Consider the following 22,497-nt stretch of genomic DNA (forward strand, 5'->3'; position numbering starts at 1 on the left):
TTTTTACTGGCATTCTTTATTTTTGAAATCGATGACCATTCGTCCTTGAATTTTACCTTGTTCCATCTCTTCGAAAATATCTTGGACTTCGTGGAGGCAACGTTTCTGGACGACCGGTACGACCTTTCCTTCGGCCCCGAATTGGAAAGCCTCTTCTAAGTCTTTACGTGTACCGACGAGTGATCCGACGACTTCGATGCCATCGAGGACGAGACGTGGGATATTCAAATCCATTGTTTCAGACGGAAGTCCGACCGCGACAACTTTTCCACACGCTCTTACAGCGTCGACCGCAGAGTTGAAGGCTACTTTTGAAACGGCCGTGACGACCGCTGCATGTGCGCCCCCGAGTTGCTCTTGGATGATTTTGTCCGCAGCGCCCTCTGTCACTGGATTGATGATCATATCGGCGCCGCTGTCTTTAGCGAGTTTTAGTTTGTCGTCATTGATGTCGACTGCGACGACGTACGCATTGAACACGTGTTTGGCGTACTGAATTGCCAGGTTACCAAGACCACCGCATCCATAGATAACAACGATTTGACCTGGCTTCACGTCAGCCACTTTAATGGCTTTATACGTCGTGACACCGGCACACGTGATACTCGAAGCTTGTGCTGGATCGAGTCCGTCTGGTACTTTGACAGTGAAATCGGCCATTACGATACTTTGCTCGGCCATCCCGCCATCAACGCTATATCCAGCGTTTTGTACGTGGCGGCAGAACGTTTCACGTCCAGTCGTACAGTACTCACAACGCCCGCAGGCATGATACATCCAGGCGATACTGACGCGGTCTCCGACTTTCAAACTCGTTACGTCGTCAGCAATTTTTGAAACGATCCCGATGCCTTCGTGTCCGAGTACGCGGCCTTGGACATCACCGAAATCTCCCGCGGCAACGTGTAGGTCTGTGTGACATACGCCACAATACTCGACGTCGACAAGCGCCTCTCCAGAATTTAGTGGTCGCAACTCCTTTTCAACCACTTCGATATTCGCTTTGTTAGATGAATTGACTACGACTGCTTTCACTTTATCCCACGCTCCCCATCCTAATTATAGGTAATTAAAGATATGTAATTACCAAACTGACAAGAAAAGAATAGCATAAAAAAGGGAATGAAAACGCTTAACTAAAGGCGAAGTCTTGTCGCTTTCATGAACTTTTTTCACATAATGATTTTGGGGAACAGTATAAGACAGAACACGAAAGGAGGATGAATCGTGCCGACACGAACCGACCTGTTTCAAGCCTATAAACAGAAAATCATTGAGCTTCCTGACATGGACGAAACGACGTTGAAGAGCGAGACGTTTCTTCTCGAGGAAGACCCGAAGAAGCAATTGACCATTTATTATGCCCCGTTCGAATACATCAATCCGAACGCCAAAGTCGTCATTGCTGGCATCACGCCGGGTCTTTATCAAATGCGACAGTCGTTCGAGGCGATCCGCGACTTGGCTGATGCCTCGGACGAAACAGCGTTACGAGTCGTTAAACAGCGCGGCAGCTTCTCAGGTCCGATCCGTAAGAACTTGGTGACGATGCTCGATGACTTGGACTTGCATCGCCATCTCAACATCGAGACGACGCTCGACTTGTTCGGTGAGGCGAACCATCTCGTCCAAAATACGGCCGTGTTGCCTTATCCGGTGTTCTATAAAGGGAAGAACTACAACGGCTCAAGTCCAGACATATTAAGAACGGACCTGTTCCGTTCTTACGTCGAAGGCAGTTTCGCTGACGAGATGGCCGTCCTCGAAGACGCGCTCATTTTGCCGATGGGTGTCAACGTGCGCCGGGCCGTCGAGACGCTCGTCGACCGTGGGCTTCTTGCATCAGAACGGGTTGTCAGCGGGTTTCCGCATCCGTCAGGCGGTAACGGTCACCGGCACCGTATTTTCGCCGAGAACCGTGATGCAATGCGGTATCACATCGCCGAGCATTTCAAGCGGCATCCGATTTGAAGGACCGTGAGAGCGGTTCTTTTTTCATTGAAGCGCTTCAACTGACATTTTTACTTTAGTTCGCTAAAATGGATAACGGTTATCATCCACTTTTTCATCATAAAAGAAAGGGACGGTCTATGATCACGTTAACGAATGTAAGCAAACAGTTTGGTCGTGACGAGGCGGTCCGTGACGTCTCGCTTCAGATTGAACGAGGCGAGGTATACGGTATCATCGGTGCGAGCGGTGCCGGCAAGTCGACGCTGCTGCGCCTGATGAACTTGCTCGAGACGCCGGACGCAGGGACGGTCACGGTCGATGGGAACGAACTGACGAGTCTATCGAGCCGGCAACTCCGCGAACAGCGACACGTCATCGGGATGATCTTTCAACAGTTCAACCTCGTCGGCAACAAGACGGTATATGACAACGTGGTCGCCCCGCTCAAACTGGCCAGGCGACCAAAAACGAAGCATGAGGAACGGGTGCTCGAATGCCTCCGCTTTGTCGGACTCGAGTCGTTCAAGGACAAGTACCCGGCCCAGCTGAGCGGCGGGCAAAAGCAACGCGTCGCCATCGCCCGAGCGCTCGCGAACGAACCGCACGTCTTGTTATGTGACGAGCCGACTTCGTCGCTCGACCCGAACACGACGGCCGAGATTCTCGGCGTGCTGAAGTCGATCAACGAGGCGCTCGGTGTCACGATCGTCATCGTCACCCACGAGATGGACGTCATCAAGCAAGTGTGTGACCGCGTGACCGTCATGGCGGATGGATCGGTGTACGAGACGCTCGATCTCGTCCCGCGTGGTGTCCCGGAAATCGACAATAATCCGGCCTGGTTCGTCAACGAGTTGCGAAAGGCGGGTGAGCCGGATGCCTGACGTGCTCGTTCAATATCAAACCGAGATTTGGCGCTCGATCGGTGAGACGTTCATCATGGTCGGCGTCTCGATCCTCGCCGCCGTCCTCGTCGGCTTACCGCTCGGGACGTGGCTCTACTTGTCCCGGAAAGGGCAGTTGCTCGAGAATCGGGCCGTCTTCTCGGTGCTCAACTTGGTCGTCAACATCGTCCGCTCGTTCCCGTTCCTGCTCCTCGTCGTGTTTTTGATTCCATTTACGCGGCTCATCATCGGAACGGCGCTCGGGACGGCGGCAGCGACCGTGCCACTCGCGATCATCGCCATCGCCCACTACTCTCGTCTCGTCGAGCAGTCGCTCCTAGACGTCCCGCGCGGCGTTGTCGAGGCGGCCGTATCGATGGGGGCGTCGATTAAAGACGTCATCTTCAAATTTTTATACGTCGAGGCCCGGTCCGGACTCGTCCTCGGGCTGACGACGTCGATCATCAGCTTCATCTCGTACTCGACCATCATGGGGGTGGTCGGGGGCGGCGGCATCGGCGACTTCGCCATCCGCTACGGCTATCAACAGTTCAAGACGGAGCTGATGCTGTACATGATCTTCATCATGCTCGTCTTCGTCCAGCTGATCCAGTTCACCGGTACGACGGTGGCCCGGGTCATCGACAAACGCTAATCATATATAGAAAGAAGGAAAATCCATGAAAAAATTGATGGCACTCTTCGCCTCACTCACTCTCGTCCTCGCGGCGTGTGGAACTGACAACGAAACAACGACGGAAACACCGTCAAACGAGCCGCAGACGCTCAAAGTCGCCTCGCTCATCCCACCGATGACCGACATGCTCGAGATCGCAAAAGACCAGCTCGCAGAAGACAACATCGAACTCGAAATCGTCGTCCTCGGCGACAACGTGCAACCGAACACGGCGCTCGCGGCGAAAGAAGTCGATGCGAACTTCTTCCAGCACGTCCCGTACATGGAAGAGTTCAACCGCAGCAATGACGCCAACCTCGTCCCGATTGAACCGATCTATTTCGCCAACTACGGCGTCTACTCGAAAGAGTACGACAACATCGACGACATCCCAGAAGGCGCGACGATCGCGATCGCGAACGACGTCTCGAACATCGACCGCTCACTTTCGCTCCTCGCGCAGCATGACGTGATCAAGCTCGGGGAGAAGACCGGCTCGTATTACACGCAAGCGGACATCACGGACAACCCGAAAAACCTCAAGTTCGAAGAAGTCGACCTTCTCATGCTCGCGCGTGCCTATGACGACGTCGACGCGGTCCTCATGACGCCGGCGTACGCGGCACCGCTCAACCTTACACCGAAGAGCGACGCGCTCTTGACGGAAGGGGTCGAGAACGACTTCGCCATCACGCTCGTCGCCCGTGAAGACAACAAGGACGATGAAGCGATCCAGAAACTCGGTGAAGCGCTCACGAGCGACGAAGTCCGTGCGTTCTTAGAAGAGAATTACGACGAAACGGCGATCCCGGCGTTTTAACGAAAAAAATGAGCCCATGCGGCTCATTTTTTTTAGAATTCTTCGTATTCTCTCGGGTCTTGGTTGTCGATGCGGCCATCGGGTTTCGTCAACGCATTGATGGTCTCCATCTCGTCCTCGGTCAACTCGAAGTTGAAGACGTCGAGATTTTCTTGTTGGTGCAGCTCGCTCGACGAACGCGGGAGCGGGATGACGCCAAGCTGGATGTGCCAACGCAGGATGACTTGCGACACCGTCTTACCTTTTTGGTTGGCGAGCTCGGTGATCGTCTCATCATGGATGACGGTCCGGGCCCGGCTGAGCGGACTCCACGCCTCAGTGACGATATCTCGCTTTTTGTCGGCTTGACGTTGCTCGACTTGAGAGAAGTAGGGATGGAGCTCGATTTGGTTGATGACCGGTGTCTCACCCGTCTCTTCGATCAAGCGATCGAGATGCTCAGGCATGAAGTTCGAGACGCCGATCGAGCGGATCCATCCGTTTTTTTTCGCTTGGATGAGCGCGCGCCATGCCTCGACGTATTTATCTTGCTTCGGGTTCGGCCAGTGGAGTAAAAATAAGTCCCAATAGTCGAGGTTGGCCCGGTAGAGCGACTCTTGAATCATATTGAGGGCCTCATCATAATCGAAATATTGACCACGCAGTTTCGACGTCAAAAATAACTGCTCACGCGGGATACCGGACTGGCGGACTGCTTCCCCGAGCGCGCCTTCGTTGTCGTAGCGAATCGCTGAGTCGATGAGACGATAACCGTTACGGATCGCGCTCGTGATGGCGTCGACACCGGTCTCGCCTCGTAAGAAGACGGTGCCGAGTCCGATAGCTGGAATCTCGTAACCGTCGTGTAGTTTGATGGTCGGAATGTTCATAAAATGCCTCCTCCGTGGAAATACGTTCTCTTCTCGGCTATTCCACTTTCCCGGGGAATGAAACGTTTGAAGCGGTTAGAATAAAATAAAATGAAGTTGCCTATTTTCCTGTTTTTGGGATAATTAAAGTAAGGTGATCGGGATGAAATGGTGGTGGGCAGGTGGTTTATTAGTGTCGGTTACGTTACTTTACGTGAATGACGCGTGGTACGGAGGTGCGGCGACATTCGGTGTGCCGATCGGTTGGATGATTTCGATATTGATTTTAGTGAAGCTCACGTATCCGAGACTTGAACTACCCCCACCTACGCTTCGCTTAGAGGTGGAGGATTCCTGAGTGATCCAGTCTAACGACCGGAACCTGATCAGGCTAGCCCCGTCGTCCCGACGGTTGAAGAAGCCACGATTCGTTCAGCTTCTTGTTTGAGATTCAGTCCTGCGTTCACATCGCGGTCGTGGTGGATCCCGCAGCCCGGGCATGTCCACTCACGCAGACCAAGATGCTTCACGTCTTTGTGTTGATGGCCGCAACTCGAACAGAGCTGGCTCGAGGCGAAGGTCTTGCCGACCTTCACGACGATCTTCCCGTACCAGTCCGCCTTGTATGCGAGCATGCGGAAGAACTCCGACCAACTGACATCGGAGATAGATTTGCTGAACTTGCGGTCCTTCTGCATGTGCTTGACCTGCAGGGTCTCGATGCCGATGACGTCGTGGTTTTTGACGATCTCGGTCGATACCTTGTGCAGGAAGTCGGTACGCTTGTTGGCGATCTTCTCATGGATGCGGGCGACCTTGCGTTTTTGTTTCTGATAGTTCCTCGCCTCGGACAGCTTGATGTTCTTGTCCAGGGCGATGAGCTGACGGCGGGAGAGCTTGCGCTGCTCGCGCGCCAGTCTCTTCTCGAGCGTGCGGAAATAGCGGTCGTTTTGGTACACCGTGCCGTCGGACAGGACGGCGAAGTTCTTGAGCCCGACGTCGACGCCGACGGTTGAGCCGGTCTTCGGCAGTTCGTCGATCTCCTGCTCGACGAGGAGGGAGACGAAGTATTTGCCTGAGGCGTTACGTCGGATCGTGGCGTTCAAGATGCGGCCCTCGACCTGCTTCGAGTTGGCGAACCGGACCCACTTCAACTTCGGGAGCTTTAGCCGGTTGCCGACGATCGACACCTCAGGAAGTTGAGACTTGCCTTGGATGTTCGTCTTATAGGATTGGACGGGGTTCCGCTTCGATTTGAACCGTGGCCGTTCGTTCTGCCTCTTGAAGAAGCGGTCATACGCCTCGGCCAGATGTTTGACGCTCGTCTGGACAGATGTGCTATCGACCTCCCTCAGCCAGTCGAACTCTTGCTTCAACAAAGGGATTTCTTTCGAACAGGAACCGTAGGACAAGCCTTTCCCTGTCGCCTTGTAGGTTTCTTCCCACTTCGCCAAGAAGTGGTTGAAGACGAAGCGTGAACAACCGATCGTCTTAGCGATCAGGATCTCCTGCTCTCTTGTCGGATAGATCCGGAATTTATACGCTTTATGCTTCGACATGATGTTCACCTCCTCTAGGTATTTATACCCGAAAGAGAGGTCGGCACTACGATCGTACTTTCGATTCCGACTTACTCGGTCGCTGCCGCGGAACAAGAATTGTCCACAACGCATGGGAGTGTCACTTATAAGGAGAGTGTGCGAACAAGCGGGGACGACTGGAATCCGTTCAACCCAACTGTCGCTTATGTGTTTGAAACGGAAACGGGGGAGTCGATCCTGTTCATCCCGGACACTGGGAAGTCATTTGAACTATAAAAAACGCGTCCTCCAATGTGAGGACGCGTTTCCTGTTTAGTTGCGAATCATGTAGTCGAAAGCACCGAGTGCGGCTGTCGCACCAGAGCCCATCGAGATGATGATCTGTTTGTAGGCACTGTTCGTGCAGTCGCCTGCCGCGAACACGCCTGAGATGTTCGTCGAACCATGACGGTCGACGATGACCTCTCCGAAGTTGTTGCGTTCGACCGTATCGAGCCAGTCCGTGTTCGGGACGAGGCCGATCTGGACGAAGACGCCTTCAAGTTCGACGTGATGCGTTTCGTTCGTCTCACGAGACATGTACGAGATCCCGTTCACTTTGTCAGTACCCGTGATTTCAGTCGTCTGGGCGTTCGTGACGACGGTCACGTTCGGTAGACTGTGAAGACGGTTTTGAAGTACTTGGTCGGCCTTCAGTTCAGGTGCGAACTCGAGTACCGTGACGTGCTTGACGATGCCGGCGAGGTCGATGGCCGCTTCAATCCCAGAGTTACCGCCGCCGATGACCGCGACACGCTTGCCTTCGAAGAGTGGACCGTCACAGTGTGGGCAGTAGGCGACACCTTTGTTTTTAAACTCGGCTTCGCCTGGGACGTTGACGTTGCGCCAGCGTGCCCCTGTCGACAAGATGACACTCTTACTCTTCAGAATCGCGCCGTTTTCAAGTTCGACTTCGACGAGGTCTTTCTTCTCAAGGCGCTTCGCGCGTTGAAGATTCATGACGTCGACGCCATATGCTTTCACGTGTTCCTCTAAGCTCGCGACGAGTTTTGGACCTTCCGTGTACGACGTGCCGATGAAGTTCTCGATGCCCATCGTGTCCATCACTTGACCACCGAAGCGTTCAGCGACGATGCCGGTACGAATGCCTTTACGAGCTGCGTAAACGGCCGCACTTGCACCAGCCGGACCACCACCGATGACGAGGACGTCATACGCCTCTTTGTCTTCGAACGCCGAAGCGTCAGGACCTGTGCCGAGTTTCGCCAAGATCTCTTCGAGCGACATCCGTCCGTTACCGAACGCTTCTCCGTTCAAGAAGACGGTCGGGACGGCCATGATTTCTTTCGCTTCGACTTCTGCCTTGAACGCGCCGCCGTCGATCATCGTGTGTGTGATGTTCGGGTTGAGCACGCTCATGACGTTAAGTGCTTGGACGACGTCCGGACAGTTATGGCAGCTGAGGCTGATGTACGACTCGAAGTGGTACGTCCCTTGGATGTTTTGGATTTGCTTGATCGCATCTGCGTCTACTTTCGGCGCTCGGCCGCTCACTTGGAGCAACGCGAGGACGAGTGACGTGAACTCATGACCGAGCGGGATCCCGGCGAAGACGATGCCCGTCTCTTCAGACGGACGGTTCACGCTGAAGCTCGGTGTGCGAACGAGTGTGACGTTCTCGACTGAGATGCGTGACGACATGCTCGCAAGTTCGTTCACGAGGTCGAGCATCTCTTTAGAGACCGCGTCATCACCAGCGTTCACACGGAGGACGACGTCGCCCTCCATGAGCTGCAAGTATTGGTCTAATTGTTGTTTAATATCTGCTTCTAACATAGAATCCGCTCCTTACAACTTGCCAACGAGATCGAGGCTTGGACGAAGTGTCGCTGAGCCTTCTTCCCATTTCGCTGGGCAAACTTCGCCTGGGTTGTTGCGGACGTATTGTGCTGCTTTGACTTTGTTTACGAGCGTGCTCGCGTCGCGGCCGATGCCGTCTGCGTTGATTTCAACAGTTTGGATGACGCCGTCTGGGTCGATGATGAACGTACCGCGGTCAGCAAGGCCATCTGCTTCGTTCAAGACGTCAAAGTTGCGTGAGATCGTGTGTGACGGGTCGCCGATCATGATGTATTCGATCTTGCCGATTTTCTCTGACGTTTCGTGCCAAGCTTTATGTGTGAAGTGCGTATCTGTAGACACTGAGTAGACTTCGACGCCGAGGTCTTTCAATGTCGCGTATTCGTTTTGAAGGTCTTCAAGTTCAGTCGGGCAGACGAATGTGAAGTCAGCCGGGTAGAAGCAAACGACGCTCCATTGACCTTTAAGGTTGTTGTCTGATACTTCGAGGAATTCACCTGTTTGGAACGCTTGTGCTGTGAATGGTAAGATTTCTTTGCCGATTAATGACATGGGGTATGTCCTCCTTGGTTTTTTACTCTAGCGGGACTCTGTCTCTACTAGAATAATTATAATGTAATACTAATTTCATATAACTAGGCGAAATTGTCAAGACGTATGCATGCTGCCTAAAAGGTTGATCTATCAAGGTATTTATTAAAAATCGCATCGTAGCGGTAAAGAAAACGGTTACATTAAAACTGCTAATTTGTTTTCTCAAACTCATATAAAATGAGTAGAATAGCTTTTGATTAAAAAGAGTAAAGAAGGGATTAGATGCTTCATTCTCGTAAATGATCGACATTTTATCAATTGCATACAAAAAAACCTTATCCAGATTGGATTAAGGTTCGTCAAGTTGTTAACTTATGAATCAGTTGTTTATTATAGCCCGCTCCGTCTTTTCCTTTGTGCATGCGAGCATGGCAATTTGGGCATAACGCAGCCACTTGATCGGGACGTGATAATCCATCATCTGATTCTTTATATAAAGAATGGAGTTCGAGATAAGGACCTTCTTCTGTTTCAAACGGGGCTTGGTTTCCACAAGCTTCACAGCAATTATTTGCCCGAGCCAGCACAGCGTAATAAAGAGCTGCTGTTTGTTCGCGAACTTGTAATTTTCGAGCTGGCACACTTAAACCAGTAGCTCGTTTCGGATCACGTAAAGCAATTTCATTTAACTCTTCAACGGTTTTATAGCGCATGGTTGATGCAAAATGATGGGCTTCTTCTTGAACAACGTGTAGCGGTTCGAATGCAAAAACGATTACTTCGCGCTGGTTATGGTGTTTATCAATTCCGAATTGAATGTCGTAACCGATTAAAATAAGTTGATCCACGAAGCGATAATTACCTTTTCCAAGTGATTCGAAGAGATAGACGTCTTCTCCATTTTCGATATGGTTTAGAAGAGCTTTGTTTCCAAAAGAAAAAGATTGGTTTCCTTCCTGACCCTCACCACTGTAATAATATAAACCGTCGTCTTCACTCCAGCCATTCTTGTATCCAAACTCTTCATCCATCCCGCTATCAAAAATAAAGATTAGCTTATGTTTGTTCGGAGTACTAATTCCACGTTGACGACTCCCGCCGTATTGATCGTGAAGGACAGAGCGTTTGTATAGTTTGTTTTTTTCGAACAGCATATGTCACCTCGTTTGTTTAGTTGTTCTACAATTATCCTGCTCAATTGTATCATGTCTATTTGTGATCCTGTTTGTAGGATAAACGAAAACAAATCAAGCATCTCATCTAAAAACGGGAATACAACTCATGTAGCCACATCCATATTTATTTTCATTATGAAAGAAGGCAACGGTCATGAGAGATGTCCAGACAGATGTATATTGGTCCCGTCCTTCTATTGACTTAATCCAAGCACTCGACTCATCAACTCACGGTCTCAGTTCTACTGAGGCCAAGCGTCGTCAAGTCGAATTTGGATTAAATGCGCTCGCCAAAGAACGCCGCTTTACCCGGCTTGCGTTATTGCTTGGACAATTTAAAAGTCCGATCATTCTCATTCTGCTCGGTGCGACGCTCATCTCGGCACTGACGGGTGACTATATCGATGCGGGCATCATTCTAACAATCATCTTGGCGAGTGCCGTCCTCAGTTATTTTCAAGAATTTCATGCGAGCAAAGCGGTGGAAGAATTGCGTGACAAAGTGAAAGTCCACGTCTTAGTTTGGCGCGACGGCAACTTGATCGACGTGCCTGCCATTGAATTAGTACCCAGGCGATGTCGTCGAACTGTCAGCAGGGAGCTTGGTGCCGGCTGATGGGATTCTTCTGACGAGCGAGCATTGTTTCGTCAATCAGTCGATGCTGACCGGGGAGTCGGGTGCGGTCAAAAAACAAGTCGGCGTGACGGCGCCTGACCAGTCGTTAGAACAACGCTTCAACTGCGTCTATATGGGAACAAGCATCCAAAGCGGGAACGCGGCGATGCTCGTCGTTCACACGGGACGGACGACCGAATACGGTGAAATCGCGAAGCGGTTGACGCTCCGCCCTCCGGAGACGGAGTTCGAACGAGGAATCCGTCATTTCGGTTATCTGTTGACGCGCATCATGCTCGTGCTGACACTTGTCGTCTTCGCCATCAACGTTTGGTTCGAGCGGGATGTCATCGACTCGCTCTTGTTTGCTGTGGCGCTTGCGGTCGGGATCACACCGCAACTTCTCAGTGCCATCATCAGTATCACACTATCCCAAGGGTCACGAGCAATGGCACAAGAAGGGGTCATCGTTCGCAAATTGACCGCCATCGAGAACTTTGGGGGCATGGACGTACTATGTACGGACAAGACGGGGACGCTGACGGAAGGACAAATTCGAATCGACGATGCAGTCGATGCGAGCGGGGTCTCCTCGGACGAGGTGTTCCGAGCCACCTATTTGAACGCCACGCTCCAGACGGGAATGAAGAACGACTTAGACGATATGATTCGCCGTCACCGCCAGATTGACGTGGCGGCAGTGACGCGTCTCGGGGAAGTCCCGTTCGACTTCATTCGGGAGCGCTTGAGCGTTATCGTGCAAGACGGGCAGGACGTTCGCATGCTGGCGAAAGGTGCCTTCCATAGTGTGCTTGATACGTGCGACCATGTATGGAAGCACGCGACGAGCCACCCGCTCGACTCGTTCGCGCGAATGGAGCTAGAAGTTCAATTTGAAAACTGGAGCGCCGAGGGTATCCGGGTGCTCGGGGTTGCGGAAAAACGAGTGACGATTCGTGAAGAGTACAGTGTCGACGATGAGACCGGTATGACGTTCATCGGTTTCTTGCTCATATTCGACCATCCGAAAGCTGATGTCGCCGAAACGATCCGTCAACTTGCCGTCTATGGTGTCGACCTCCGGATCATCACAGGCGATAACGCTTCGATCGCGCTTCACACCGCTGAAGCCGTCGGTCTGAAAGTCACCGGTGTCCTGACTGGGAAAGACTTGGTTCGAATGTCGGACGAGGCACTGTGGCAAAAAATCGAGACGACGACACTCTTTGCCGAGGTCGATCCGAACCAAAAAGAACGGATTATTTTGGCGCTCAAGAAAAACGGGCACGTCGTCGGGTACATGGGTGACGGAATCAATGACGTACCGGCGCTCCATGCGGCCGACGTCAGTCTGACGGTCGAGAATGCGGTCGATATTGCCAAAGAGTCGGCTGATTTGGTACTCGTTCGAAAGAGCCTACGTGTCTTGCTGCGTGGTATCGTCCTCGGCCGGACGACGTTTGCGAACACGCTCAAATATATTATGGTGACGACGAGCGCCAACTTCGGGAACATGTTCAGCATGGCCGGGGCCTCGTTGTTCTTACCGTTTTTGCCGCTGTTACCGAAACAGATTCTCATGATCAACTTCTTGAGCGACTTCCCGGCCCTGGCCATTTCACAAGATAGAGTCGACACCGAGGATGTGCGTGTGCCCAGACGATGGGATTTGAAAGAAGTGCGGCGCTTCATGATCGTCTTCGGACTCGTCAGTTCCTTATTCGACTACACGGTGTTTTTAGTGTTGATCGTCTTATTCAATGCGAACGAGTCCGTGTTTCAAAGCGGTTGGTTCGTCTTCTCGATTTTGACCGAGCTGCTCATCTTGATGATCATGCGGACACGCCGGATCCTGTATCACAGTCGTCCGGCCCCGATCCTCTTATTCGCGTCGATCCTTGTCGGTGCGGTCGCGATCGTCGTGCCTTATTTGCCGAACGCGTCGCTGCTCGGCCTCTATCCGTTACCGTTCCCGATTCTATTCACGTTACTCGGGCTGCTGGTCGGCTATGTCTTGCTCAACGAAGTGGTGAAACGCTGGTTTTATCGGGAAAAATAAAAAAGGCAGAGGTCGCCCTCTGCCTTGATTCATCACTCTGCCATCAACGCACATACCGCATTCGAATACGCTACCGGATCTTCAAGCGGTAACCCTTCGATGAGGAGTGCTTGCTGGTAAAGAAGATCGGTATATTGTTTTGCTTTTGCCTCGTCTTCCGTATAGACGCGTTGCAACGTCTGGAAGATGGCGTGGTCGGCGTTCACTTCGAGCACTTTTTCTGCTTTCATGCCGCCGCCATTCGGCATCGTGTTCATGATCTTCTCCATCTCAATCGAGACGTCACCTGCGACCGTCAAGCAGACCGGATGCGACTTGAGACGAGTTGACGCGCGCACTTCTTTGACACGATCGCCAAGCTCGGTCTTCATGAAGGCAAACAAGTTTTTATTGTCTTCATTGAGCGAATTCGCCGCCTCATCATCGAGACCGAGGTCACCGCTCGCGACCGACTTGAACTCTTTGTCTTCATAAGACTGGAGCACTTTGATGGCAAACTCGTCGATCTCTTCTGTGAAATAGAGGATCTCGAAGCCTTCTTCTTTCAAACGTTCCGTTTGCGGGAGAAGGTCGATACGATGGATCGATTCGCCCGTCGCGTAATAGATGTACTTCTGGTCCTCTTTCATACGCTCGACGTATTCTTTCAGCGAGACGAGCTTTTTCTCGTTCGACGAGTGGAACAAGAGCAAGTCCTTCAACTCATCCTTCGCGGCGCCGAACTGGTCATAGACGCCGAACTTGATTTGGCGGCCGAACGCGTCGAAGAACTTCTCGTAGTCCTCGCGCTCATTCTGAAGCATCTTCTCGAGCATGCCTTTAATCTTCGACTTGACGTTCTTAGCGATGACGCGCAGTTGGCGGTCCTGCTGCAACATCTCCCGGGAAATGTTGAGCGATAGGTCTTCCGAGTCGACCATCCCTTTGACGAAACCGAAATAGTCCGGCAATAAGTCAGGCGATTTCTCCATGATCAAGACGCCGTTCGAGTAGAGCTCGAGCCCTTTCTCGAACTCTTTCGTGTAGTAGTCGTACGGGACCGTCGATGGGATATAGAGGATCGACTGATAGCGGATCGAACCGTCGACGTTCAAGTGGAGATGTTTGAGCGGCTCGTCGAAACCGTAGCGCTTCTCGTGGTAGAACGCCGTGTAGTCCTCGTCCGTCAGTTCGTTCTTCCGCTTGCGCCAAATCGGGACCATACTGTTGATCGTCTCTTCTTCGACATAGTCCTCGAATTCTTCCGAGTCGTCTTTTGGACGGTGTTTCGTCACGTCGAGTTTGATCGGGTAGCGGATGAAGTCCGAATGCTTCTTGATGAGCGAGCGGACCTCATATTCCTCTAAGAATGAAGAATACGTATCGTCTTCGGTGTCGGCTTTCAAGTGCAGGACGATCTCGGTTCCGATCTCTTGTTTAGACGTCGGCTCGATCGTATAGCCGTCGATGCCGTCTGACTCCCAAAGATATCCTTGGTCACTGTCGACGGAACGGGTCCGGACCGTCACACGGTCGGCGACCATGAACGCCGAGTAGAAACCGACGCCGAATTGACCAATCAAGCTGTGGTCTTCTTCCATCTTCGTCGCCTGCTTCATCGCGAGCGAACCGCTCTTGGCGATGATCCCGAGGTTCGATTCGAGTTCGTCTTCCGTCATCCCGATCCCGGTGTCACGGATTGTGACGGTGCGTGCGTCTTTGTCGAGTTCGACTTTGACGAAATAGTCGTCCTTGTTGAAGTCGATCGCCTCGTCCGAGAGGGCGCGGTAATACATCTTGTCGATGGCGTCACTCGCGTTCGAGATGAGCTCACGCAGGAAGATGTCCTTATGTGTATAGATTGAGTGGACCATCAACTCTAAAATTCGTTTCGATTCGGCTTGAAACTGTTTTTTTGTCATGACCATTCTCCTTTGCCGTTCGATTTTGGCACTCTTTACATAAGAGTGCTAACACTCTTCATTATCCTAGTTTTTGGAGAGATGTCAAGGTGCGAGAAAACAAAAGATTGACGACGAAGCGTGATTCGAGTATTGTTGAGTACATGCGATGAGCTGGTCTATGTAAGACGGCGGACATTCCTTCGGGAGCACGTTGTGGAGCGTGGTTCGACGCGGTAGACTTTTCGAGAGCACCTCTTTAGAGAGGTGCTCATTTTTTTTTGCCTAAACATCAAGCCCCTTCAATTGCGAAGGGGCTTTTGTCATGCCCGCACGTAAGCGAGCAGCATCTCTTTTAAGACACGTTGTTGGATCATTGGGTCGATATCTTTCTCTAAATAACTGATGTGCGACTTCAAGATGATGTTGTTGCCGAACGTGCCGAACGCGTTGATGACGGTGATGACCGTCTCTTTCACGTCGATATCGTGCCGGAACGACCCGTCCGTCCGCCCGTCTTGGATGAGCGGCTCGAGCGTCGCCATGATTTGGCGCTGTAGTTCGATATAGCCATCGATTCCTGGGAGCGGGGAAGCGACGAACGAGGCATAGCTCTCGAACGCCTCGCGGAATCGGGAGTGGCTCGTCTGACGAAGCTGTTGCCCAAGCAAATAATCGAGTATTGCTTCTAGTCTTGAATAGGCGTCACCGGGACGCGCCGTCAATTCCTTGAAGACGTGCAACGTCGGCGTCAAGTTATGGACGGCGGCCGCAACGATCAGTTGGTCTTTTTTCGGGAAATAGCGGAACAGCGTCGCCACCCCGATGTTTGCAGCGTCGGCGATGTCCTGCATTTGGACGCGCTCAAACCCGTCTTTCAAAAAAAGTGTCTCAGCTTGATCGATGATGTGATTCAAGCGATCTTCTTTATTTTGTTGTCGTTTGTTCATCTAATCACCTCTTTGTTGTCTCGTCATTATAACGTGTTCAGGCAGTTTCGTTGAGAATCAAATGTGCCTCGTCTATTATTATGATAGTTAGACTATCATAATTTAAGAATGGAGAGAATTCAATGCGATTAAAGGGGAAAGTTGCGGTCATCACAGGTGCAGGCAGTGGTATGGGAGAAGCGACGGCGAAATTGTTCGCAAAAGAAGGGGCGACGGTCGTCGCGACCGATATCAATCTTGAAGCAGTAACGAACGTCGTCGAGTCGATTCGAGCGCAGGACGAGGAGGCGCTTGCGATTCGCCATGACGTAACATCACGTACAGATTGGGAGAAGGTTTACGCAGAAGTCCAAGCAACGTGCGGCAAGCTCGACATTCTCGTCAACAACGCTGGCATCGCGCTCGCTAAACCATTTTTACAGCAGACAGAAGAAGATTGGGCGCGGACGTATCGCATCAACATCGATGGCGTCATGCTCGGAACGCAATACGCGATCCCGCTCATGGAGAAGAATTTCGGAGGCTCGATCGTCAACATCTCATCAATTTCGGCGTTGACCGGTATGGCCGGAGCAGGAGCGTATACGGCATCGAAAGGTGCGGTCCGCTCACTCACGAAAGCAGCAGCCGTCGATTACGGCAAACATAACATTCGCGTCAACTCGGTCCACCCGGGCTATATCGTCACGCCGATGAGCGCGCCGCATATGGAGCATCCAGACTATAAACAGCATTTCTTGAATCAAGTCGCCTTACCAAACTTAGGGACGGCGCATGAGGTGGCGGCAGCCGTCTTGTTCCTCGCGTCAGACGAGGCGAACCATATCACCGGCATCGAACTACCGGTCGACGGGGGCGTCACGGCTAAATAAAAAAAGAAATTCAGTTCTTGAATGGACTGAGTTTCTTTTTTTATGCGACGATAGCTGTGCTAGACTGATATTCAAAAGGAATGATTATGAGGGGGAGACTAGATGGACTGGTATTTGGACAATGTGGAATCCTTACATAAAGAAGCGCCATACACGTTCTATATTCCGAGCAAAGAAGTGTTAAATCAGTTGAAAGTCGATGACTACGTGAAATTGATTTTTACGACTCAAGTTGCTGAAGCTGACGGGTATCGTGGTGAACGCATGTGGGTTCAAATCACAGCAATCGACGGCAATCGATTTGAAGGTGTGCTCGACAATGAGCCGGATCGCTTACCGATAACCCCGGGTACGATCGTGTCGTTCGGGATGGAGCACATCAGTCAGACTGAACATGAGGACCCCGATGCAGCCAAATGGGATTATTACTCCGATACGCTCGTGACAGTCAGCGCGGACGTGTTAGAACGAGAAGAATTTCATTTTATGTTGCGCGATGAGCCGCACGGAGAAGGCGACTCGGGTTGGTCGTTTTTAAGCGGTTACGAAGATGATGCGTACTTAAGTGATGCGGACAACTTTTACATCGTGTCAATCGGAGTCATCTTGAATATTGATGACTCGATCCTACGAATTCTTCAACAACCACCGCTTTGTGCGTATGAACGGGACGAGGCCGGGAAGTTTCAAGAAATTCAAGACTATGATTGGGATGGGTATTTGAATGGCTAACAAAAAGGAGCATCGCGCTCCTTTTTGTCTACTCTAAAACCCCAATCAGTTCCATGACGAGCAGGACGAACAATCCTGAACCGAGAACGGCCGCGAAGAAGACGAGGACGGCGTACTCTTTTTGTTTCAAGATGGCCCACCAGCCGGTCACAAACGCCCCGAGTCCAAGCGCGGAGAACGTGGTCATGTAGCTGAGCCGAAGCATGTGTGCGGCATTGTCATTCCATAGCGTTGACGTGAACGTCGTGTCGAAGTTGTCGAGCAACAAGAACGGCACGTACATGGCGAGGAACAAGCCAATGAGAATGATCGACCACTTGCCGACCGAGGTGCGGGGGAACAAGGCGCCATTCATGACGATTCACCTCTTTTCCGTTACAAAATCATCTGTATAGAACTATTCCCGTTTTGGTGAACGTTTGACTATTTTTCGCCTAAACGACATGAGATCGTCGGAACTAGAGAAACGATTGTCTTTCTCTATGAACGCTTACAAGCCCAGACAAAAGCGTCTGGGCTTGTTTTAGTACCACTCTTTCGGTTCGTAATTCAATTCGCGGAACAACTGCTCGCGCTCTTTTTTCGATAGGTCGCGCCATTGTCCGGGCGGGAGCTTGCCGAGCGTGATGTTCATGACGCGCACGCGTTGAAGGCGGTATACCTCGTAACCGAGCGTCTCACACATACGACGGATCTGGCGGTTCAGTCCTTGCGTGAGCGTGATGTTGAAGTCGAACTTCGACAGCGGATGAACTTTACACGGTAACGTCTTCTGGCCGAGGATTTTGACGCCCGCTTCCATCTGTTCGACGAACTCTGGTGTGATCGGCTTGTCGACCGAGACAATGTATTCCTTCTCGTGCTCGCCCTCGGCGCGAAGAATTTCGTTGACGATGTCGCCATCGTTCGTCATCAAGATGAGCCCTTCTGAGTCTTTATCGAGCCGGCCGATGTTGAAGATGCGGAGCGGGTGGTTGACGAGGTCGACGAGGTTGCCTTTGACTTTCTTCTCCGTCGTGCTCGTGACGCCGACCGGCTTGTGAACAGCGATGTAGACGTTGTTGCGGGCGACGCGGGCGGCTGAACCGTTGACGAGTACTTCGTCACCCGGGTTCACTTGGTCCCCGATTTTCGCTTTCTTCCCGTTGATCGTGACCCGCCCTTCTTCGACGAGACGATCGGCTTGGCGGCGGGACGCCTTGCCGGATTCACTAATAAATTTGTTAATACGCATGGTTACACGTCCTTATGAAATGATACTTCACTATACCGCATTTAGAGGGGGGATCACAATTACTGTCCGCTAGGAGGAAGGACGCGCGTGATGCTGCCCCAAAAGTTGAACTCGTTGAAGTCGATATAACGGATATTCTGTGAGCGATTATCGAGCACCTCGAGCAAGACGACGTCCGGGAAGCCGGGCTTTTTAAAGATCATATAGCCGATTCCCGTAACGGAATGATTTTTATAAAATCCGTTCGCCATGTTCAAAATGAACGGTCGACCGGCGGCCAGTTCCCGTTCGAACGTCGACCACTTCCATAAATAGCGGGAACTCCCGTGCCCAGCATAGCCATAACGGGACCAGAGTTTTGTGATGATCGCACTGATTCGTGTCGGCGGTGTCCCTTTCTCGTCTTTGAACTGATGGGCGAGGGCGATCTCTCGCGCGTCTTGCTGGAGTTGAAACACGTCGTCAGGGATGTTGGGATAGCCGTGGTCATGGTAATAACGGAAAATGGCCGTCATCGATGTGAGGGTGCAATTGTTCTTCCCGCCATTGAACGCTTTTTGAAGCAACGCCGGGACCCCGTCAATCCGTTGCTTGGATTTCACCGTCCAATGTCCATGATAGCGGTCGTTCACATACGCTTCCGGGTCGATGATGCCGGCATAGCTTTTTTTCGCAATCTCAAGCTGTCCGGCGTAATGATGTTCCATGGCGCACCCCTCCCTTTTCTCCATTATACAAACAACGCCTCTTCTCAGGGAAATATGAGAAGAGGCGTTCTGTCTTCAAAAGACCAAGTGGGCGATCCCGACTACGATCGGGAGCGTGATGAACGTCCGGAGCAAGAAGATGAGGACGAGGTCGAAGAATGAAATCGGAAGTTTCGACCCGAGGAGCAGTCCCCCGACTTCCGACATGAAGATGAGCTGCGTGACCGATACAGTGGCGATGATGAACCGTGTCATCTCGCTCTCGATACCGCTGCCGAGCACGGCTGGCAAGAACATGTCGGCGAAACCGACGACCATCGTCTGAGCGGCGGCTTCCGCCTCCGGCACTTGCAACAGCATCAAAATCGGTTCAAACGGTTTACCGAGAATCGTGAACAGCGGTGTATGTTCGGCGATGACGAGTGCGATCGTCCCGACGGCCATGACAATCGGCAAAATACCGAGCCACATGTCGAGCACGTTTTGGAACCCGTCTTTCAACGTAGCGACGAAGCTCTTGCTTGAGCGTGACTTGAGCAACGCTTGACGGAGCGCCCATTTCGGCATCGAGACGTTGGCCGGTACCGGCTCTTCCGGTTTTAGTTCGGTCTCTTCATACGGGGTGTCGGCTTTTTTCGACAACGGATAGATCCGTGGCATGATGAGTGCTGCGACGATACCTGACACGACGATGGCGCCATAATATTGTAAGAAGTAAGCATCGAGATCCATATACGACAAGATGACGATTGTGAACGTGATTGAGACGACCGAGAACGTCGTGGCGATGACGGCGGCCTCCCGTTTCGTGTAGTAGCCGTTCTCATATTGTTTCGTCGTCAACAGAATCCCGATCGTCGCATCTCCGACCCAAGAGGCGAGCGAGTCGAGCGAGGCCCGACCCGGCAGTTTGAAGAGCGGGCGCATCACTTTGATGAGCATCGTCCCAACGAACTCGAGCAGGCCGAAGTTCAATAGGAGCGGCAGCAACATGCCGGCAAATAAGAACGTCGCGAACAAAATCGGGATCAAATCATACAGCAACAGGCCACCCGTGAACTCGGATGTGATCATCTCCGGCCCGATCACGAGCAGCGTCATCACCCCGGCAATCAGACCGACGACCCGCATCCCGAACCAGAATGGCGTGACGTTGAACAGTGAATTGAAGTGTGGCCGCTCAAGGACGAACGCCGGTTTGGCCATGTACGTCCAAAGCGAACCGAGCACGGAGATGCCCATCATGATGACGGCGAGTGTCGGAACGACATCACCGATCAAACCAATCAACTGGTTTGACAAGAGAGCGACCGGGATGGTGAACCCCTCATCGGTCGGGATCGGCACGATGAAAAACATGAGACCGATTAAAGAAGGAATCAAAAATTTCAAAAAGTCGTTGGTCGTGAACGATGTCCCGTCTTGGCCAGGCTTGTTTGGTGTCTGATTCATGTTAGTTACCCCATTTCCCCGAAATAGTAATTGGCGCATATCACCAGCATGTCCCCATCATGCGTTTCGTGATTTGCTATGAAAGAATAGCATCTTCTCGTTCATTATAAAGAAGGGGTTACGTGCCTAGCAACAATCCGTTGTAATTTTCTGAAAAAAAGAGAGCGTTGCGATGAGCGGACTATTCGTATTGTCAGGTCGACTTTAGTATGATGACGGCGAGTCCTACAAATTCGAGATGTTCAACATATATACTATAAGGAGTGGATGATAACAATGAGATTAAGCGTCCTCGATCAAGCACCGGTGACGTCCGGACATACGTCAGAACATGCCTTGCAGAGCGCCGTCGAACTCGCCCAAGTGGCAGAAGAGCTAGGCTATTACCGGATGTGGATGGCTGAACACCACGGCGGCATGTCGTTCGCGAGTTCGGCCCCGGAAGTCATCGCGGCCTATATCGCTGCGAAGACAGAACGAATTCGTCTGGGGTCGGGCGGCATCATGATGATGCACTATTCGCCGCTCAAGATGGCTGAAGTGTTCAAGACGCTGAGCGCACTCGCACCAGGTCGAATCGACTTTGGGGTTGGCCGGGCCCCAGGCGGCGACGCCAACGCCATCTACGCGATGTCGCAAGGACAGAAGCCGATGATGGACGGACTGTATGAGAAATTACAGACGACACTCCAGCTGATCAACGATGAGACGCCGGAAGAACGGTGGTACAAAACGACGCCGGCCGCACCGACCGGGGTGACGCTCCCTGATGCTTGGTTGCTCGGCTCGAGCGGCAACAGCGCCGTCCAAGCCGGCCGCATGGGCGTCGGCTACTCGTTCGCCCAATTTTTTAACGGGGAACTGAGCAAAGACACGCTCGACACGTATCGGCACCACTTCACACCGTCCGCGTTCATGGAGAAGCCTGAAATCAACGTCACGTATCTCGTGACGACGGCCGAAACGGAGGAAGAGGCGGAATATTTGGCGCGTCCGTCCGACTTGTCACGCCTATTCCTGATGAGAGGGCAGCTGCGTCAATTGCTCAGCCCGGAAGCGGCTAACGATTATCCGCTCACCGAAGTCGATAAGATTCACATCGCCAACAACCGGGCCATCCATCTCGTCGGGACGCCAAAACAGATCGCGGCGAAATTGCAGGACGAGTCCGTGCAGTATGGCTTTGACGAGGCGATGATTTGCAGTATCCAACATACACAAGCACAGCGGTTGAACGTCTACCGTCTGCTCGCGAAAGAACTCCTCTAACGAAACGCTCCTTCTCATATCGGGAAGGAGCGTTTTAGATTAGCGGAATAGTTGCATGAGCACGAACAAGGCGACGAGTCCGCCGAGAGAGACAGTAAAGAAGACGGCGACCGAGCGTTCGTGGTTGCGGAAGATGGTGTACAGACCGACGACGAACGCACCGATGGCGGCGGCGATGGCTGACATCGAGAAGACGACACCCCATGTGTTATCGAACAAGGTGTCGAAGTTGAACGGTTGACCCGACTGGGCGATGAGGACAGAGACGACTAAGAGCAGAAAGACGGCGAGCAACAGGACGACGGACCATTTCCCTGGTCGCGTCTGTGGGTAGACGTTCCGACTGAGCATGGCGGTTCACCTCACTTTTCATCTAAACTCATTTACCTATACCCGATTTTTTTAGCTATTTCCAAAAATACTTTCCCTTTTTTT

The 22,497-nt window shown here is 52.0% G+C and carries 22 protein-coding genes; 9 read left to right on the top strand and 13 right to left on the bottom strand.

The window, feature by feature from the left end; translation table 11 throughout:
- Nucleotides 1-3: 3 nt before the first annotated feature.
- Nucleotides 4-1,035 (bottom strand): alcohol dehydrogenase AdhP, encoded by a 1,032-nt coding sequence (adhP, locus tag A6395_RS08830; RefSeq protein WP_070328005.1) that lies wholly within the window; start codon nt 1,033-1,035, stop codon nt 4-6.
- A gap of 192 nt (nt 1,036-1,227) precedes the next feature.
- Between adhP and A6395_RS08835 the strand changes: the two genes are divergently transcribed.
- The 4 genes from A6395_RS08835 (at nt 1,228) to A6395_RS08850 (ending at nt 4,333) form a co-directional block, all read left to right on the top strand.
- Nucleotides 1,228-1,971 (top strand): hypothetical protein, encoded by a 744-nt coding sequence (locus A6395_RS08835; RefSeq protein WP_084813017.1) that lies wholly within the window; start codon nt 1,228-1,230, stop codon nt 1,969-1,971.
- Between the two features lie 119 nt (nt 1,972-2,090).
- Entirely contained in the window at nt 2,091-2,837 is a 747-nt protein-coding gene (locus A6395_RS08840; protein WP_071398720.1) for a methionine ABC transporter ATP-binding protein, read from the top strand.
- Nucleotides 2,830-3,492, top strand: a complete 663-nt coding sequence (locus tag A6395_RS08845) for a methionine ABC transporter permease (RefSeq protein ID WP_071398721.1) — start codon at nt 2,830-2,832, stop codon at nt 3,490-3,492. The genes A6395_RS08840 and A6395_RS08845 overlap by 8 nt, the downstream gene beginning before the upstream one ends.
- 25 nt (nt 3,493-3,517) lie before the next feature.
- Nucleotides 3,518-4,333, top strand: a complete 816-nt coding sequence (locus A6395_RS08850; protein ID WP_071398722.1) for a MetQ/NlpA family ABC transporter substrate-binding protein — start codon at nt 3,518-3,520, stop codon at nt 4,331-4,333.
- 32 nt (nt 4,334-4,365) lie between these two features.
- Here the strand turns inward: A6395_RS08850 and A6395_RS08855 are convergent, their stop codons facing one another.
- From A6395_RS08855 to A6395_RS08880, 5 genes are all read right to left on the bottom strand, one after another.
- Nucleotides 4,366-5,202: an aldo/keto reductase gene (locus A6395_RS08855; RefSeq protein WP_071398723.1), complete on the bottom strand. Its 837-nt coding sequence runs from the start codon at nt 5,200-5,202 to the stop codon at nt 4,366-4,368.
- A gap of 365 nt (nt 5,203-5,567) precedes the next feature.
- The gene (gene tnpB / locus A6395_RS08865; RefSeq protein ID WP_071398725.1) at nt 5,568-6,740 is read right to left on the bottom strand and encodes an IS200/IS605 family element RNA-guided endonuclease TnpB; all 1,173 of its coding nucleotides are present in this window, start codon (nt 6,738-6,740) and stop codon (nt 5,568-5,570) included.
- A 294-nt stretch (nt 6,741-7,034) separates the two neighbouring features.
- Nucleotides 7,035-8,558 (bottom strand): alkyl hydroperoxide reductase subunit F, encoded by a 1,524-nt coding sequence (gene ahpF / locus A6395_RS08870; protein ID WP_071398726.1) that lies wholly within the window; start codon nt 8,556-8,558, stop codon nt 7,035-7,037.
- A 12-nt stretch (nt 8,559-8,570) separates the two neighbouring features.
- Nucleotides 8,571-9,134, bottom strand: a complete 564-nt coding sequence (ahpC, locus tag A6395_RS08875) for an alkyl hydroperoxide reductase subunit C (protein ID WP_071398727.1) — start codon at nt 9,132-9,134, stop codon at nt 8,571-8,573.
- A gap of 341 nt (nt 9,135-9,475) precedes the next feature.
- Nucleotides 9,476-10,270, bottom strand: coding sequence for an SRA domain-containing endonuclease (locus A6395_RS08880; protein ID WP_071398728.1), 795 nt, complete (start codon nt 10,268-10,270; stop codon nt 9,476-9,478).
- A gap of 175 nt (nt 10,271-10,445) precedes the next feature.
- On the opposite strand from A6395_RS08880, the gene A6395_RS16145 reads away from it, so the two are divergent.
- Together A6395_RS16145 and mgtA are read left to right on the top strand one after the other, a co-directional pair.
- Nucleotides 10,446-10,907: a cation-transporting P-type ATPase gene (locus A6395_RS16145; RefSeq protein ID WP_216820987.1), complete on the top strand. Its 462-nt coding sequence runs from the start codon at nt 10,446-10,448 to the stop codon at nt 10,905-10,907.
- A complete protein-coding gene (gene mgtA, locus A6395_RS08885) occupies nt 10,897-12,966 on the top strand; it encodes a magnesium-translocating P-type ATPase (RefSeq protein WP_216820988.1) in 2,070 nt (689 codons plus the stop codon). The genes A6395_RS16145 and mgtA overlap by 11 nt, the downstream gene beginning before the upstream one ends.
- A 32-nt stretch (nt 12,967-12,998) precedes the next feature.
- Here mgtA and htpG read toward each other — a convergent pair whose 3' ends face one another.
- Complete coding sequence (gene htpG, locus A6395_RS08890; protein ID WP_071398729.1) at nt 12,999-14,867, bottom strand: molecular chaperone HtpG; 1,869 nt, start codon at nt 14,865-14,867, stop codon at nt 12,999-13,001.
- Between the two features lie 302 nt (nt 14,868-15,169).
- Nucleotides 15,170-15,796 carry a TetR/AcrR family transcriptional regulator gene (locus A6395_RS08895; protein WP_070328019.1) on the bottom strand — a complete coding sequence of 209 codons (627 nt, stop codon included), beginning with the start codon at nt 15,794-15,796 and terminating at the stop codon, nt 15,170-15,172.
- Between the two features lie 122 nt (nt 15,797-15,918).
- Here A6395_RS08895 and A6395_RS08900 point away from each other — a divergent pair, with 122 nt between their 5' ends.
- Together A6395_RS08900 and A6395_RS08905 are read left to right on the top strand one after the other, a co-directional pair.
- The gene (locus A6395_RS08900) at nt 15,919-16,668 is read left to right on the top strand and encodes an SDR family NAD(P)-dependent oxidoreductase (RefSeq protein ID WP_071398730.1); all 750 of its coding nucleotides are present in this window, start codon (nt 15,919-15,921) and stop codon (nt 16,666-16,668) included.
- 102 nt (nt 16,669-16,770) lie between these two features.
- A complete protein-coding gene (locus A6395_RS08905; protein ID WP_071398731.1) occupies nt 16,771-17,400 on the top strand; it encodes an immunity protein Imm33 domain-containing protein in 630 nt (209 codons plus the stop codon).
- A gap of 28 nt (nt 17,401-17,428) precedes the next feature.
- Here A6395_RS08905 and A6395_RS08910 read toward each other — a convergent pair whose 3' ends face one another.
- The 4 genes from A6395_RS08910 to A6395_RS08925 all read right to left on the bottom strand — a co-directional run bounded on the left by A6395_RS08910 (nt 17,429) and on the right by A6395_RS08925 (nt 20,793).
- Nucleotides 17,429-17,755, bottom strand: coding sequence for a hypothetical protein (locus A6395_RS08910; protein WP_071398732.1), 327 nt, complete (start codon nt 17,753-17,755; stop codon nt 17,429-17,431).
- 168 nt (nt 17,756-17,923) lie between these two features.
- Nucleotides 17,924-18,634, bottom strand: a complete 711-nt coding sequence (rluF, locus tag A6395_RS08915; protein WP_071398733.1) for a 23S rRNA pseudouridine(2604) synthase RluF — start codon at nt 18,632-18,634, stop codon at nt 17,924-17,926.
- A 59-nt stretch (nt 18,635-18,693) separates the two neighbouring features.
- Nucleotides 18,694-19,341, bottom strand: a complete 648-nt coding sequence (locus A6395_RS08920; protein WP_071398734.1) for a C39 family peptidase — start codon at nt 19,339-19,341, stop codon at nt 18,694-18,696.
- A 75-nt stretch (nt 19,342-19,416) separates the two neighbouring features.
- Nucleotides 19,417-20,793 carry a YjiH family protein gene (locus A6395_RS08925; RefSeq protein ID WP_071398735.1) on the bottom strand — a complete coding sequence of 459 codons (1,377 nt, stop codon included), beginning with the start codon at nt 20,791-20,793 and terminating at the stop codon, nt 19,417-19,419.
- A gap of 276 nt (nt 20,794-21,069) precedes the next feature.
- Here A6395_RS08925 and A6395_RS08930 point away from each other — a divergent pair, with 276 nt between their 5' ends.
- Nucleotides 21,070-22,062: an MsnO8 family LLM class oxidoreductase gene (locus A6395_RS08930; protein ID WP_071398736.1), complete on the top strand. Its 993-nt coding sequence runs from the start codon at nt 21,070-21,072 to the stop codon at nt 22,060-22,062.
- A 39-nt stretch (nt 22,063-22,101) separates the two neighbouring features.
- Here A6395_RS08930 and A6395_RS08935 read toward each other — a convergent pair whose 3' ends face one another.
- Entirely contained in the window at nt 22,102-22,413 is a 312-nt protein-coding gene (locus A6395_RS08935; RefSeq protein WP_071398737.1) for a hypothetical protein, read from the bottom strand.
- Nucleotides 22,414-22,497: the final 84 nt, after the last annotated feature.

Source organism: Exiguobacterium sp. SH31, assembly GCF_001816105.1.
Lineage (GTDB): Bacteria > Bacillota > Bacilli > Exiguobacteriales > Exiguobacteriaceae > Exiguobacterium > Exiguobacterium aurantiacum_A.

Excerpts from the sequence above, each read along its gene's own strand:
- A6395_RS08840 (WP_071398720.1), top strand. The coding sequence starts at position 2,091 with ATGATCACGTTAACGAATGTAAGCAAACAGTTTGGTCGTGACGAGGCG.
- A6395_RS08845 (WP_071398721.1), top strand. The coding sequence starts at position 2,830 with ATGCCTGACGTGCTCGTTCAATATCAAACCGAGATTTGGCGCTCGATC.
- A6395_RS08850 (WP_071398722.1), top strand. The coding sequence starts at position 3,518 with ATGAAAAAATTGATGGCACTCTTCGCCTCACTCACTCTCGTCCTCGCG.
- A6395_RS08855 (WP_071398723.1), bottom strand. The coding sequence starts at position 5,202 with ATGAACATTCCGACCATCAAACTACACGACGGTTACGAGATTCCAGCT.
- tnpB (WP_071398725.1), bottom strand. The coding sequence starts at position 6,740 with ATGTCGAAGCATAAAGCGTATAAATTCCGGATCTATCCGACAAGAGAG.
- ahpF (WP_071398726.1), bottom strand. The coding sequence starts at position 8,558 with ATGTTAGAAGCAGATATTAAACAACAATTAGACCAATACTTGCAGCTC.
- ahpC (WP_071398727.1), bottom strand. The coding sequence starts at position 9,134 with ATGTCATTAATCGGCAAAGAAATCTTACCATTCACAGCACAAGCGTTC.
- A6395_RS08880 (WP_071398728.1), bottom strand. The coding sequence starts at position 10,270 with ATGCTGTTCGAAAAAAACAAACTATACAAACGCTCTGTCCTTCACGAT.
- A6395_RS16145 (WP_216820987.1), top strand. The coding sequence starts at position 10,446 with ATGAGAGATGTCCAGACAGATGTATATTGGTCCCGTCCTTCTATTGAC.
- htpG (WP_071398729.1), bottom strand. The coding sequence starts at position 14,867 with ATGACAAAAAAACAGTTTCAAGCCGAATCGAAACGAATTTTAGAGTTG.
- A6395_RS08895 (WP_070328019.1), bottom strand. The coding sequence starts at position 15,796 with ATGAACAAACGACAACAAAATAAAGAAGATCGCTTGAATCACATCATC.
- A6395_RS08900 (WP_071398730.1), top strand. The coding sequence starts at position 15,919 with ATGCGATTAAAGGGGAAAGTTGCGGTCATCACAGGTGCAGGCAGTGGT.
- A6395_RS08905 (WP_071398731.1), top strand. The coding sequence starts at position 16,771 with ATGGACTGGTATTTGGACAATGTGGAATCCTTACATAAAGAAGCGCCA.
- A6395_RS08910 (WP_071398732.1), bottom strand. The coding sequence starts at position 17,755 with ATGAATGGCGCCTTGTTCCCCCGCACCTCGGTCGGCAAGTGGTCGATC.
- rluF (WP_071398733.1), bottom strand. The coding sequence starts at position 18,634 with ATGCGTATTAACAAATTTATTAGTGAATCCGGCAAGGCGTCCCGCCGC.
- A6395_RS08920 (WP_071398734.1), bottom strand. The coding sequence starts at position 19,341 with ATGGAACATCATTACGCCGGACAGCTTGAGATTGCGAAAAAAAGCTAT.
- A6395_RS08925 (WP_071398735.1), bottom strand. The coding sequence starts at position 20,793 with ATGAATCAGACACCAAACAAGCCTGGCCAAGACGGGACATCGTTCACG.
- A6395_RS08930 (WP_071398736.1), top strand. The coding sequence starts at position 21,070 with ATGAGATTAAGCGTCCTCGATCAAGCACCGGTGACGTCCGGACATACG.
- A6395_RS08935 (WP_071398737.1), bottom strand. The coding sequence starts at position 22,413 with ATGCTCAGTCGGAACGTCTACCCACAGACGCGACCAGGGAAATGGTCC.